This window comes from Cupriavidus sp. LA-1, assembly GCF_055385985.1.
Genome location: NZ_AP031387.1, coordinates 3,916,383 through 3,930,451, shown reverse-complemented (window position 1 = coordinate 3,930,451; position 14,069 = coordinate 3,916,383). Strand labels below are relative to the sequence as shown.

Below are 14,069 nucleotides of genomic sequence, written 5' to 3'. Positions count from 1 at the left end.
CAGCCGTAGGCGTCCTACCGATAACCTCGTTAGTAGGCTGCCAACAGCCTAAAGTCGGGTTCGTCCAATAGTCCGTCGACGCAGGGCACATCCCGGGAGCGTAGCACGCCTGAACCACCTACCCCGTCGAACGGAAATCACCGCCCCCCGAACCACCCACACCGTGGAATTGGTGGCCAGCCGCCAGAGGCGACGCGTTTTTTGGTTACTTTTTGTCGCTCGGACAAAAAGTGACCCGCCCAGCAGGGCGGAACCAGGCCGTAAAACCTACGACAACATTAAACCCGACCTACATAACCAAGCCAACCACCAAAACCCCCACCCTCACTTCCCCAACAACCTCCACTTCCCACCAACAACCTCCACCATCACCCGCGCCCGCTGGTCAAAGCCAAGGTGATCGGTAGCACTCATGTTCATAATCCCATGCGACACCGGCAGATTCCTGGTCTGCTCCATCGCATCCCGCAACGCCTTACGGAATTCCTTGGTCCCCGGTTGCCCCTTCTTCAGCGCCTCGGGGATGGCATGCTGCAGGATCAGCCCCGCATCCCACGCATGGCCGCCGAAGGTCGAGACCTGGCCACCGAACGCCTTCTCGTAAGCCGTCTTGTAAGCCATGGCCGGCTTCTTCACCGGATTGCTGTCAGGCAATTGCTCTGCCACCAGCAACGGGCCGGCAGGCAGGAAGGTCCCCTCGCAGTCCTTGCCGCACACGCGCAGGAAGTCAGGGTTGGCGACGCCGTGGGTCTGGTAGATCTTGCCCTTGTAGCCGCGCTCCTTCAGCGTCCTGGCCGGCAGCGCCGCGGGCGTACCCGAGCCTGCGATCAGCACCGCGTCGGCATTGGCGCCCATCATCTTCAGCACCTGGCCGGTCACCGAAGTATCGGTGCGGGCAAAGCGCTCGTTGGCGACGACCTTGATCTTGCGCAGCTCGGCCACCTTGGCGAACTCCTGCGCCCAGCTGTCGCCATAGGCATCCGCGAAGCCGATGAAGGCCACCGTCTTCACGTTGTTATTGGTCATGTGCTCGGCAATGGCGGTCGCCATGTGCGAGTCATTCTGCGGAGTCTTGAAGACCCAGGCGCGCTTGGCGTCCATCGGCTCGATGATGCGGGCCGACGCGGCCATGGTGATCATCGGCGTCTCGTTCTCGGCCACCACGTCCACCATCGCCAGCGAGTTCGGCGTGACCGTGGAGCCCACCACGACATCGACCTTGTCTTCGCTGATCAGCTTGCGCGTGTTCTTGACCGCGGTGGTGGTGTCCGAGGCATCGTCCAGCACGATGTACTCGATCTTCTTGCCCGCGATCTCCTTGGGCATCAGCGTGAAGGTGTTCTTTTCCGGAATGCCCAGCGACGCCGCCGGACCCGTAGCCGACACCGTCACCCCGACCTTGACCTGTGCATGGGCTGCCCCGGCAGCCAGGCTGGCCGCAGCGATTGCCAGCAGGCTGGCGCGCTTGAAATCCATCTTGTCTCCTTCGGTTCCTGAAACGGAAAGGCATCCGCCCGGCGTCCGCCGGCGGATGCCCCTTCTATTTTGTATCGACCCCTCGGGTCAACGCAGGCACATCGCCGGCACCTGCGCTACAGCCAGGAACAGCGCAAGGCCGTTCCCCATTTCCCGCCCGCACCACTCCCCCGGAAAGGCGCTTCGGGCATTCACCGACCGCGCGGTCGGGAATGCGGATCGAGTCTATCACAGCGCTTTGGCGCGAAAAGGGAGGATTAACCCGCATCGCGCGCCCCGTCTGGCTTTGCGGTCAGCGCAGGAAGGCGTCCCAGGCGGTCTTCAGGATCAGCGCGCTCACCACCACGATGAACACCTTGCGCACGAAGGCGCTGCCGTGGCGCAGCGCCAGCTTGCTGCCCACCTGGCTGCCGGCGGCGTTGGCCACCGCCATCACCAGACCCAGCTGCCACCAGATATGGCCCTTGCTGGCCAGCAGCAGCAGCGCCGCCAGGTTGGTGGCGAGGTTGACCAGCTTGGTCGACGCCGCCGCATGCAGGAAGTCATAGCCGAACACGCGCACGAACACGATCATCAGAAAGCTGCCGGTGCCGGGCCCGAACACCCCGTCATAGAAGCCCAGCGCAGCGCCGGCCAGCAAGGCGGCGCCACGCTCGCCCCAGCCGCTCAGCGTGGGAGCGTGCTCGGCGCCCAGGTCTTTCTTGGCCACGGTATAGGCCAGCAGCGCCACCAGCACGAACGGCAACAGCTTGCGCAGCGGCTCGGCCGGGATCATGGTCAGCGCCCAGGCACCGGCCATCGAGAAGACAAAGGCCGCCACCACCGCGGGCGCGGTCGCGCCCCAGTAGATGCGCACGCTGCGGCCGTAGCGCAGCGCCGCATTGGCGGTGCCCGCGATCGAGCCCACCTTGTTGGTGCCCAGCAGCGTGGCCGGAGCGATATTGGGATAAGTGGAAAACAGCGCCGGGATCTGGACCAGGCCACCGCCGCCGGCGACCGCGTCGATCAGGCCGGCGAGAAAGGCGGCAGCCGCCAGGAATGCGAATTCCGTCATTGCAGGAAAGCGAAAAGGGAAAAATCAGGAAGGATCGGAACCGGACAAGCGGCGCGCAGCCAGCCGGCTGCCGGGTCAGCCCAGCACCTTGGCCGCCGGCACCAGGCTGCGGTGCCACATGCCGTTGCCGTGCAGGCTGAAGCCCGGCGGTGCGCCGCCGTGCCCCGCCGCCAGCGCGGGCGCCAGCAGCGCATGGCGGATACCGTGCGCGCGGCCCCAGTCGGCCAGCGTGGCGCAGCAGGATGCCAGGCAGGTGCGGCTGGCGCCGGCGTCCAGCCCGGGCCGTACCCACCATTCGGTGGCACAGGCGGTCAGGCCGGCAAGCTCCAGGCTCGGCAGCAGCGCCACCGGCAGGCAGGCCAGCAGGTCGTGCGGCGCCTGCGCATCGCATGCCAGCAGGCAGATGCCGCGGCCGGACTGGGCCAGCAGGTCGTCCAGCATCAGCCGGCGCGCGCGCGCGGCGGGAACCGGCAAGGGCCGGATGGCGTCCAGCCAGTCCACCAGCATGGCGGCGTCGGCACCCAGCCCCAGGCGTACCAGGCCCTGCGGCGCGGGAGCACCGGGGCGATCCGGCGGGACGTCTGGGGAATCGGGGGAATCAGCGGCGGGCATGGCGGGCAACGAAGAGCGCCCGCATTGTCGCATGCGGTGGGACGGCGGGTGATGCCGATGCGGCATGGATGCCCCAGAATAGGGCGAAAACGCCACAAGGAGGATTGGGAAGCCCAAATGAAAAAAGCGTTGCCGAGGATCACCCGGCAACGCCCTTTATTTATAACGCTGCTACCCGACACCGGGTGCGCGCCTGTCGTCTCCTCGCTTCCGCCTCCATTTAACCTGCGAAAACCGTATATGAAATGTAACGAAGCGGTGCATCGAGGACAAGCTAGAAAAAACCCTAGCCCCAGAATCGGGCATGTCGACCTGCAGTCACTCCTGCTTGCGTCCCGTGTGGCTTCCGAAGCGCGCCAGCAACTCGCCCATGATGCCACGACGGAAAGTCAGCACACAGATGACGAAGATCACGCCCGTCACCATCGTCACCGACTCGCCCAGCGTGCCGAACCAGGACATGCCGGTCACCGACGCCAGGAAGTTGCCGATGTCGCCCAGCTTGTTTTCCAGCGCAACCACCACGAAGGCGCCGACGATCGGGCCCGACAAGGTGCCCAGGCCGCCGACCAGCGTCATCAGGATGACCGAACCCGACATCGACCAGTGCACGTCGGTCAGCGTCTCGAAGCCCAGCACCAGCGCCTTGATCGAACCGGCCAGCCCCGACAGCGCCGCCGACAGCACGAAGGCGGTCAGCTTGAAGCGGTCGACGTCATAGCCCAGCGACACCGCGCGCGGCTCGTTCTCCTTGATCGCCTTCAGGATCTGGCCGAACGGCGAATGCACCGTGCGCACGATCAGCGCGAAGGCGGCCACGATGATCACCAGCGCCACGTAGTACAGCGTCAGGTCGTCCGACAGCGGCAGCACGCCAAAGAGCTTGCCGCGCGGAATGCCCTGCAGGCCGTCCTCGCCGCCGGTAAAGGGCGCCTGCAGGCAGATGAAGAACAGCATCTGCGCCAGCGCCAGCGTGATCATCGAGAAGTAGATGCCCTGGCGGCGGATGGCCAGCGAGCCCACCACGTAGCCGATCAGCGCGCCCGTGCCGGTGCCCAGGACCAGGCCGATCTCGGGCGTCACGCCCCAGACCTTCATCGCATGGCCGGCCGCGTAGCCGGCACCGCCGAAGAACGCCGCATGGCCGAACGAGAGCAGCCCGGTATAGCCGATCAGCAGGTTGAAGGCGCACGCAAACAGCGCGAAGCACAGCACCTTGAGCACGAACACCGGATACGCCCCGGCCAGCGGTGCGGCCAGCAGTGCCAGCAGCAGCAATCCGTACAACAGTTTCTTCTGCACGCCTTGCCCCTTTCCTGCCTTGCCAGCGTTGGCTGCCACCGTGGATGACGTCGATGATGTGGAGGGCGCGCTCATCACTTCTCCTTCCCGAACAGCCCGGCCGGGCGCAGCAGCAGCACGATCACCATGATGAAGAACACCACGGTCGACGATGCTTCAGGATAGAACACCTTGGTCAGGCCCTCGATCACCCCCAGCCCCAGGCCGGTCAGGATCGAACCCATGATCGAGCCCATGCCGCCGATCACCACCACCGCGAACACGATGATGATCAGGTTCTGCCCCATCAGCGGCGAGATCTGGATCACCGGCGCGGCCAGCACCCCGGCGAACGCGGCCAGCGCCACGCCGAAGCCGTAGGTCAGCGTCACCATCAGCGGCACGTTGACGCCGAAGGCCTCGACCATCTTGGGGTTCTCGGTGCCGGCGCGCAGGTAGGCGCCCAGCTTGGTCTTCTCGATCACGTACCAGGTGGCAAAGCACACCGTCAGCGACGCCACCACGACCCAGGCGCGGTAGTTGGGCAGGATCATGAAGCCCAGGTCGGTCGCGCCCTGCAGCGCATCGGGCGTCTGGTACGGCAGCCCCGACACGCCGTAGATGGAGCGGAAAATGCCCTCGACCACCAGCGTGATGCCCAGCGTCAGCAGCAGGCCGTAGATATGGTCGAGCTTGTAGATCCAGCGCAGCATGGTCTTCTCGATCACCACGCCCAGCGCGGCGACCACCAGCGGCGACAGCAGCAGCATGATCCAGTAGTTCAGCCCGGCGTACTCCATGCCCATCCAGGCCAGCACCGCGCCCAGCATGAAGAGCGCGCCGTGCGCGAAATTGATGACGTTGAGCAGGCCGAAGATAACCGCCAGGCCCAGGCTCAGCATCGCATAGAAGGCGCCATTGACCAGCCCCAGCAAGAGCTGGGAAAGCATGGCCGGCAAGGGGATTCCGAAGATGTCCATGAGCGTCAGTTGCTGGTGGTGTCTCCCCTCCCCCGCGCGCGGGAGAGGGAAGCAAACGTCGCGGGCCTGCTGATTCTTACTTCTTCAACAATGCGCACTTCGACTCGGCCACCGTGGTGAAGGCCTGGTCGCCCGGGATGGTCGCAACCACCTTCAGGTAATCCCACGGCTTCTTCGACTCGGCCGCGGTCTTCACCTGCATCAGGTACATGTCGTGGATGCCACGGCCGTCCTGGCGGATATAGCCCTTGGTGTAGAAGTCATTGATCTTCAGCTTCTTCAGCTCGGCCATGACCTTGTCCGGATCATCGGTCTTGGCTGCTTCCACCGCCTTCAGGTAGGAGTTGACCGCCGAGTAGTCCGCTGCCTGCAGGCTGCTCGGCATCTTCTTCATCTTGCCGAAGAAGCGGTTGGCGAACTTGCGGGTGTCGTCGTTCATGTCCCAGTACCAGCTGTCGGTCATCAGCAGGCCTTCGGTGTTCTTCAGCCCGAGGCTGTGCACATCGTTGATGAACATCAGCAGGCCGGCGATCTTCATCGTCTTGGTGATGCCGAATTCCTTGGCCGCCTTGATCGCATTGATGGTGTCGCCGCCGGCGTTGGCCAGGCCCAGGATCTGCGCCTTGGACGCCTGCGCCTGCAGCAGGAACGACGAGAAGTCCGATGCCGACAGCGGATGGCGCACCTGCCCCGCCACCGTGCCGCCGTTGGCCTTGACCACGGCCGCGGTGTCGCTTTCCAGCGAATGGCCGAAGGCGTAGTCGGCGGTCAGGAAGAACCACGACTTGCCGCCCTGCTTGACCACTGCGCTGCCGGTGCCCTTGGCCAGCGCCACGGTGTCATAGGCGTAGTGCACCGTATACGGCGAGCACTCTTCGTTGGTCAGGCGCGCCGTGCCGGCGCCGATGTTGATGTAGACGCGCTTCTTCTCCGAGGCCACCTTGTTCATGGCCAGCGCCGTGCCGGAGTTGGTGCCGCCCAGCAGCATGTCCAGGCCCTGCTGGTCCATCCATTCGCGCGCCTTCGACGCGGCGATGTCGGCCTTGTTCTGGTGGTCGGCGGAGACGATCTCGATGGGCTTGCCCAGCACCTTGCCGCCGTGGTCCTCGACCGCCATCTTGATGGCCTCAAGGCCACCGGGGCCGTCGATGTCGGCGTACAGGCCCGACATGTCGGTGATATAGCCGATCTTCACGGTGTCCCCCGACACCTGGGCAGCGGCGCTGAAGGAAACCGCACCCATGGCAATGGCCGCCATCGCGGCCGCGAGCCGAGTCTTTTTCATCTCTATGTCTCCTGATTTGCGGCGGCGTGCGCGCCACCCGTTCCTGCCAAACATCAACCCATGATCCGTGCGGATCAGACCCCGAGCAGTTCGTGCAGCACCGGCATCTTGGCCTGCAGCTCGCTGGCCGCGAAGCGTTCGACGATGCTGCCGTGCTCCATCACGTAGAAGCGGTCCGCCAGCGGCGCGGCGAAGCGGAAGTTCTGCTCCACCATCACCACCGTGTACCCCTTCTGCTTGAGCATCAGGATCATGCGCGCCAGCGCCTGCACGATCACCGGTGCCAATCCTTCCGAGATTTCATCGAGCAGCAGCAGGTTGGCGCCGGTGCGCAGGATGCGCCCGACCGCCAGCATCTGCTGCTCGCCGCCCGACAGGCGCGTGCCCTGGCTCTGGCGGCGCTCCTTCAGGTTGGGGAACATCTCGTAGATGTCGGCCTCGCTCATGCCCTTGCTGGTGTCGGCGCCCTTGAGCACCGGCGGCAGCATCAGGTTCTCTTCGCATGAGAGGCTGGAGAAGATGGCCCGCTCTTCCGGGCAATAGCCGATGCCATAGTGCGCGATCTTGTGCGTCGGCAGGCTGATGGTCTCCTGGCCATTGACCTTGATCGAGCCCTTGCGCGCCCCGGTCAGGCCCATGATCGCGCGCAGCGTGGTGGTGCGCCCGGCGCCGTTGCGGCCCAGCAGCGTGACCACCTCGCCGCGGTTCACGGTCAGGTCCACGCCATGCAGGATGTGCGATTCGCCGTACCAGGCGTGCAGGTCCTTGATTTCCAGTGCGGGAGTATTGGATGTGCTCATCGTGTCGTCCCTGGCTCAGTGCGCGCCCTGCAGTTCCGCGTCGGCGGTGCCCATGTAGGCCTCCATCACGCGCGGGTCCTTCGACACTTCCGCATACGGGCCTTCGGCCAGGATCGCGCCACGCTGCAGCACCGTGATCTTGTCTGCGATCGACGACACCACGCTCATGTTGTGCTCCACCATCAGGATGGTGCGGCCCGCCGAGACCTTCCTGATCAGCTGCGTGACGCGGTCCACGTCCTCGTGGCCCATGCCCTGGGTGGGTTCGTCGAGCAGCATCAGCTCGGGCTCCATCGCCAGCGTGGTGGCGATCTCCAGCGCGCGCTTGCGCCCGTACGGCAGGTTTACCGTCAGCGTGTGCGCGAACTCGGTCAGGCCGACCTGTTCGAGCAGCTCCATGGCGCGGTCGTTGAGCACATCGAGCGAGCGCTCGCTGCGCCAGAACTGATACGCCGTGCCCAGTTGCCGCTGCAGCCCGATGCGCACGTTCTCCATCACCGTCATGTGCGGGAACACCGCCGAGATCTGGAACGAGCGGATCACGCCGCGCCGCGCGATCTGTGCGGGCTTGTCGCGGGTGATATCGATGCCGTTGAAAAGGATGGTGCCGGTGGTCGGCTCCAGGAACTTGGTGAGCAGGTTGAAGCAGGTCGTCTTGCCGGCGCCGTTGGGGCCGATCAAGGCATGGATCGACCCGCGGCGCACCCGCAGGTTGACGTCGCTCACCGCCGTGAACCCCTTGAACTCCTTGGTGAGGTTCCGCGTTTCCAGGATGGTTTCCTGCTGGTTCATGTCTCCTGCCCGCCCTCTTGCTGAACTGCCGGGGTGATGCCCGGCACTGACAATGGTCCGAACCGGCCTCGTAGGCCCTTGCTGCCGCTTGTACCGTCAGGCTGGCCGTGGTGGCGGCCCTGCCTGGGGCTTTCTGTTCATTGCGGGGCGGCTCCCGCGCAGGCTCGGCGACGGCCTTGATGTGCTGCCGGCGCACCCTGTGAGGCGTCTATTGTGTGCGCCTGTTGCATCGCAAAACATCGGGGTTTGCACTATGAAACATGAACCAAGTGTCAGTTTTTTTGCAAGCGCACATGCGCAGGCTACGCCACTTGTCTACGGCCCCGTCCGTGGCCAGGCGGCGCGGCGCTTCAAGCACTTGCCGGAGCGGCCACAGACGCTGCCCTGGGTTCCGCTGGCGCCGCCACTGCTGTCGCGACGGCGCGCTGCCGGCGGTCCTCGCGGATCATGTCGCTGGCGCGCTCGGCAATCATGATGGTCGGCGAATTGGTGTTGCCCGACGTGATCAGCGGCATCACCGAGGCATCGACCACGCGCAGGCCGTCGATGCCCAGCACGCGCAGGCGCTGGTCGACCACGGCCATGGGATCGGCGGCGCGGCCCATCTTGCAGGTGCCCACCGGATGGAAGATGGTGGTGCCGATATTGCCGGCGGCCTCGGCCAGTTGCTCGTCGGTCTGGAACGCCGGGCCCGGCAGCCACTCCTCGGGCTGGTACGGCGCCAGCGCCGGCGACGCCACGATGCGGCGCGTGAGCCGGATCGAATCGGCTGCGACCTGGCGGTCCGCGTCGGTCGACAGGTAGTTGGGCGCGATCACCGGCGCCTGGCGGAAGTCCGCGCTGCCGACATGCACGCTGCCGCGCGAGGTCGGCCGCAGGTTGCAGGCGCTCGCGGTAAACGCATTGAATGCATGCAGCGGATCACCGAACTTGTCCAGCGACAACGGCTGCACGTGATACTCGATGTTCGGGCGCGCCTGCGACGGGTCCGAACGCGCAAAGGCACCCAGCTGCGACGGCGCCATGCTCATCGGCCCGCTCTGGTTGAAGGCGTATTCCAGGCCGATGCAGAACTTGCCCCACAGGCTCGCGGCGCGCGTGTTCAGCGTGCGCACGCCGCTGACCTTTACCACCGCGCGCAGCTGCAGGTGGTCCTGCAGGTTCTCGCCCACGCCGGGCAGCGCGTGGCGCACCGAAATGCCCAGCGCCTGCAGCCGTTCGGCCTGGCCGATGCCCGACAGCTCCAGCAGTTGCGGCGTATTGACCGCGCCCGCGGCCAGGATCACTTCCTGCGCGGCCGCCGCCGTATGCGGCCGCCCGCCGCCGATATAGTTCACGCCGGTGCAGCGGCGCCCGTCGAAGGTCAGCGCGCTCACCTGCGCGCCCGTGACGATGGTCAGGTTGGGACGCTCCGCCGCGCGCCGCAGGAAGGCCTTGGCCGTGTTCCAGCGGATGCCGCGGCGCTGGTTCACTTCGAAGTACCCCACGCCGAAGTTGTCGCCGCGGTTGAAATCCTCCGTCCGCGGAATCCCCGCCTCTTCGGCGGCATCGGCAAAGCGCTCCAGGATGTCCCAGCGCAGGCGCTGGCCCTCCACGCGCCATTCGCCGCCGGCGCCGTGGAATTCGCTGGGACCGCGGTGATGGTCCTCGCTGCGCTTGAACAGCGGCAGCACATTGTCCCAGCGCCAGCCCTCGTCGCCAGTGAGGCGCGCCCACTCGTCATAGTCCTCGCGCTGCCCACGCATGTAGATCATGCCGTTGATCGACGAACAGCCGCCCAGCACACGCCCGCGCGGATAGCCCAGCGAGCGGCCGTTCAGCCCCGCTTCCGCCTCGGTGCGATAGAGCCAGTCGGTGCGCGGGTTGCCGATGCAGTACAGGTAGCCGACCGGGATATGGATCCAGTGGTAGTCGTCCTTGCCGCCGGCCTCCAGCAGCAGCACGTTGACGTCCGGATCCTGCGTCAGGCGGTTCGCCAGGACACAGCCGGCCGAGCCGGCGCCAACGATGATGTAGTCGAATGTCTCCATGGCTTCTTTTCGATATTGTCGTTATGGTCGTTGGAGCTTACTTCGCCACCGGCATGGTGAACTCGGCACCCTTGGCGATCGAATCCGGCCAGCGCTGCATCACGCTCTTGTAGCGCGTGTAGAAGCGCACGCCCTCTTCGCCATAGGCATGGTGGTCGCCGAACAGCGAACGCTTCCAGCCGCCGAACGAATGCCACGCCATCGGCACCGGGATCGGCACGTTGATGCCCACCATGCCCACCTGGATCTGCCGCGCGAACGCGCGCGCGATGCCGCCGTCGCTGGTGTAGCACGACACGCCGTTGCCATACTCGTGCGCGTTGATCAGCGACACCGCCTCGGCAAAGTCATGCACGCGCACCACCGACAGCACCGGACCGAAGATCTCTTCCTTGTAGATCGTCATGTCGGGCTTCACATTGTCGAACAGCGTGCCGCCGACATAGAAACCGTTCTCATGGCCTTCGACCTTGTGGCCGCGCCCGTCGGTCACCAGCGTTGCGCCCTCCGCCACGCCCTTGGCGATATAGCCTTCGACCTTGGCCTTGTGCGCACCGGTTACCAGCGGGCCCATCTCGGCATCGGACTCCATGCCGTTGCGGATCTTCAGCGTGCGGGCGCGTTCGGCCAGGCGCGGTACCAGCTTGTCGGCAATATCGCCGACCGCCACAGCGACCGAGATCGCCATGCAGCGCTCACCAGCGGAACCATACGCGGCACCAATCAGCGCATCCACGGCCTGTTCGAGATCCGCATCGGGCATCACCACCAGGTGGTTCTTGGCGCCGCCCAGTGCCTGCACGCGCTTGCCGTGCTTCGTGCCTTCCGTGTAGATGTACTCGGCAATCGGCGTCGAGCCGACGAAGGACAGCGCCTGCACGTCCGGATGCACGAGCAGCGCGTCCACCGCTTCCTTGTCGCCCTGCACGACGTTGAACACGCCGTCAGGCAGGCCCGCTTGCCGCAGCAGGTCGGCGATCAGCAGGCTCGGCGACGGATCGCGTTCCGACGGCTTCAGCACAAAGGTATTGCCGCACGCCAGCGCCACCGGGAACATCCACATCGGCACCATCACCGGGAAGTTGAACGGCGTGATGCCGGCCACCACGCCCAGCGGCTGGCGCAGGTTCCAGTTGTCGATGCCGCCGCCAATGTTGTCGGTGAAATCGGTCTTGAGCAGGTTGGGAATGCCGCAGGCAAACTCGACCACTTCGATGCCGCGCGTGACTTCGCCCCTGGCATCCGAGAACACCTTGCCGTGCTCGCGCGTGATCAGCGCGGCGAGGTCGTCGTGGTGCTGGTCGAGCAGTTCCTTGAACTTGAACAGGATGCGCGCGCGGCGCAGCGGCGGGGTGTCGGCCCAGGCCGGGAAGGCGGCCTTGGCGGCGGCGACGGCGTCGGCCACGTCCTGCGTGGTGCCCATGGCCACGCGCGCGGCAACTTCGCCGGTGGCGGGGTTATAGATATCGGCCAGACGCTGCGATGCGCCGCGTGTCTGCCGGCCTGCGATGGCATGTCCGATGATGGTCTGCACCGCGCTGGCTTCTGCAAGGATGTCTTCCACTTCCGCTCCTGAATGCTGGTTCGCTGACGGCATGCGGCTTGCCCGATCTTTGCGTCTGGTGAAGACGCTGGTGCCGGCATCCTCCAGGCTTGCACTGGTATCGATGCCTCGCCGCACAAGGCGTGCCGGGCCGTAATGAGCACAAGCTTGGTGCAGTTGCGCGGCCCCGTCCAATGATTTATCGTCAATCGCAATATAAGCGCCGCAAAATATTGCGCCGCACCACGCCACCGTTGCCGCGCCAACTCTCGCCCCGAAATTCGTCTTGGACCTCCACCATCTGCGCGCCTTCGTTGCCGTCGCGCGCGAAGGCAACCTGACCCGCGCCGCGCAGCGGCTGCACCTGACGCAGCCGGCGGTCAGCCTGCAGCTGAAGGCGCTGCAATCGGCATGGCGCATCCGGCTGTTCGAGCGCACCGCCGCGGGCCTGACACTGACCGCCGACGGCGCCGCGCTGCTGCCACTGGCCGAGCGCATCCTCGATGCCGTGGGCGACCTGCAGCACACCGTCAGCGCGATGCATAACACTGTGCGCGGCAGGCTGGCGATCGGCACCATCCTCGATCCGGAATTCACGCGCCTGGGCCCGATGCTGCGCACGCTGGTGGAACGCCACCCGCAGATCGGCACCGAGCTGCGCCACGGCATGTCGGGCTGGGTGCTGCAGCAGGTACGCAGCGGCGCGCTCGACGTCGGCTTCTACCTGGGCCAGCCGCCCGACGCCGGCTTCCACGCGCTGACGCTGACGCCGTTCTCGTATTACGTGGTGGCACCCAAGGGCTGGAAGGAACGCACCGCGCTGCGCTCATGGGCGCAGCTGGCGACGCTGCCATGGATCTGGACGCCGCCCGAATCGGCGCACCACCGGCTCTTGTCCGCGCGCTTCGCGCAGGCGGGCGTCGACCCTGCCGGCGTGCCCAAGGTGGCGCATGTCGACCAGGAGGCATCGATGCTGGACCTGGTGCGCTCCGGCGTGGGGCTGTCGCTGGTGCGCGACTCGATTGCGCTGCGCGAGTCGCATGCGCACGGGCTGGTGATCGTGGAAGGGGTCTCGGTACAGACCGAGCTGACGCTGGTCTGCCTGGCCACGCGCCGCGACGACCCGGTCGTCGCGGCGGTCTTCGGCGTCGCCGAATCCGTGTTCCGTACTTAGCTTCCCTGCTGCTGCAGGCGACGCTGCAGCCAGCCGGTCAGCGCCGCGAACACTTCGCCGCGCAGCGGCTGCGCTTCATTGAAGATCTCGTGGTAACCCTGCTCGAACCACACCGCTTCGCGCAGCTCGGGCGGCGCGTTGTCGAAGAAGGTGCGGCTGCCGGCCGGGTCCACCACGCGGTCGGCGCCGCCGACCAGCATCAGCGTGGGCGCCTCCAGCAGCGCGGCATCGGCCTGTGCCTGCGCCATGCCGCGGATAAAGCCCTCCAGCACGCCGGCGGTGATGGTGGTCTGCACCAGCGGATCGGCGCGGTAGGCGGCGACCTCGGCGGGATCGTGCGACAAGTGCCGCGCATCGATCGGATTGGGCACGCGCAGCCGCGGCGCCAGCGCCAGCAGCACGCGCTGCAGCGCCAGCATCGGCCCCGACAGCCGCAGCGCCAGCGCGGGTGATGACAGCACCAGCGCGCGCACCGGGCGCACGCGCGCGGTGGCAAAGCGCGCCGCGATCAGCCCGCCCATGCTGTGGCCAAGCAGGATCGGCAGCTCATGCCAGCCAGGCATCGCGGCATCGTAGATCTCGGCAAGGTCGTTCAGGTAGACATCCGGATGGTCCGCCACCATGCGCGCGCCGCCGCTGGCGCCATGGCCGCGCAGGTCATGCGCGCGCACGCGCAACCCCAGCCCGCACAGCACATCGGCCACGTGCTGGTAGCGCCCGGCATGTTCGGCAAGCCCGTGCACCAGCAGCACCGATCCGAGCGGCTCGGCGAAGCGCGCGGGATCGGGCTGCCAGGTGCGCAGCAGCAGTTCGGTGCCGTCGCGCATGCGCTGGCGGCTCTGCACCGGCGCATGCGTGACGGCAGGGGTATCGGCAGGCATGCCGGCAATGCCGGCCACAGCAGGATCGTCCGTCATCGGTTGTTCCATTCGCACAGGTCTCCTGCCGGCACGGAGCGCTCGCCAAATACCGCGCCGGCTGTCGTTATTCTTGGTTGTGCTGCTTGCTACCTTGCTTGCTGCCCGACTTGCCCGGCACTGCG

Annotated in this window: 12 protein-coding genes; 1 reads left to right on the top strand and 11 read right to left on the bottom strand. The window is 66.2% G+C overall.

The features are described from left to right. Positions 1–324: 324 nt before the first annotated feature. The 10 genes from ACZ5MJ_RS18360 to ACZ5MJ_RS18315 form a co-directional block, all read right to left on the bottom strand. Entirely contained in the window at positions 325–1,476 is a 1,152-nt protein-coding gene (locus ACZ5MJ_RS18360) for an ABC transporter substrate-binding protein (RefSeq protein WP_464221288.1), read from the bottom strand. A 292-nt stretch (positions 1,477–1,768) separates the two neighbouring features. Beyond that, complete coding sequence (locus tag ACZ5MJ_RS18355; RefSeq protein WP_464221286.1) at positions 1,769–2,530, bottom strand: sulfite exporter TauE/SafE family protein; 762 nt, start codon at positions 2,528–2,530, stop codon at positions 1,769–1,771. 75 nt (positions 2,531–2,605) lie between these two features. Then, on the bottom strand, positions 2,606–3,142 hold the full coding sequence (locus ACZ5MJ_RS18350) for a hypothetical protein (protein WP_464221285.1): 537 nt from the start codon (positions 3,140–3,142) through the stop codon (positions 2,606–2,608). A 318-nt stretch (positions 3,143–3,460) separates the two neighbouring features. Next, on the bottom strand, positions 3,461–4,519 hold the full coding sequence (locus ACZ5MJ_RS18345; protein ID WP_464221284.1) for a branched-chain amino acid ABC transporter permease: 1,059 nt from the start codon (positions 4,517–4,519) through the stop codon (positions 3,461–3,463). Then, positions 4,519–5,403 (bottom strand): branched-chain amino acid ABC transporter permease, encoded by an 885-nt coding sequence (locus ACZ5MJ_RS18340; RefSeq protein WP_464221283.1) that lies wholly within the window; start codon positions 5,401–5,403, stop codon positions 4,519–4,521. Before ACZ5MJ_RS18340 ends, ACZ5MJ_RS18345 begins: the two co-directional genes overlap by 1 nt. A gap of 76 nt (positions 5,404–5,479) precedes the next feature. Beyond that, complete coding sequence (locus ACZ5MJ_RS18335; protein ID WP_464221281.1) at positions 5,480–6,688, bottom strand: ABC transporter substrate-binding protein; 1,209 nt, start codon at positions 6,686–6,688, stop codon at positions 5,480–5,482. Positions 6,689–6,762: 74 nt separating this feature from the next. Then, on the bottom strand, positions 6,763–7,488 hold the full coding sequence (locus tag ACZ5MJ_RS18330; protein WP_464221279.1) for an ABC transporter ATP-binding protein: 726 nt from the start codon (positions 7,486–7,488) through the stop codon (positions 6,763–6,765). 15 nt (positions 7,489–7,503) lie between these two features. Continuing rightward, complete coding sequence (locus ACZ5MJ_RS18325) at positions 7,504–8,280, bottom strand: ABC transporter ATP-binding protein (RefSeq protein ID WP_464221278.1); 777 nt, start codon at positions 8,278–8,280, stop codon at positions 7,504–7,506. 350 nt (positions 8,281–8,630) lie between these two features. Continuing rightward, positions 8,631–10,310: a GMC family oxidoreductase gene (locus ACZ5MJ_RS18320; protein ID WP_464221277.1), complete on the bottom strand. Its 1,680-nt coding sequence runs from the start codon at positions 10,308–10,310 to the stop codon at positions 8,631–8,633. 37 nt (positions 10,311–10,347) lie between these two features. Further along, positions 10,348–11,907: a CoA-acylating methylmalonate-semialdehyde dehydrogenase gene (locus tag ACZ5MJ_RS18315; protein ID WP_464221275.1), complete on the bottom strand. Its 1,560-nt coding sequence runs from the start codon at positions 11,905–11,907 to the stop codon at positions 10,348–10,350. A gap of 232 nt (positions 11,908–12,139) precedes the next feature. Here ACZ5MJ_RS18315 and ACZ5MJ_RS18310 point away from each other — a divergent pair, with 232 nt between their 5' ends. Next, entirely contained in the window at positions 12,140–13,027 is an 888-nt protein-coding gene (locus ACZ5MJ_RS18310; RefSeq protein WP_464221273.1) for a LysR family transcriptional regulator, read from the top strand. Here the strand turns inward: ACZ5MJ_RS18310 and ACZ5MJ_RS18305 are convergent. Further along, a complete protein-coding gene (locus ACZ5MJ_RS18305) occupies positions 13,024–13,956 on the bottom strand; it encodes an alpha/beta hydrolase (RefSeq protein ID WP_464221272.1) in 933 nt (310 codons plus the stop codon). The genes ACZ5MJ_RS18310 and ACZ5MJ_RS18305 overlap by 4 nt on opposite strands. Positions 13,957–14,069: the final 113 nt, after the last annotated feature.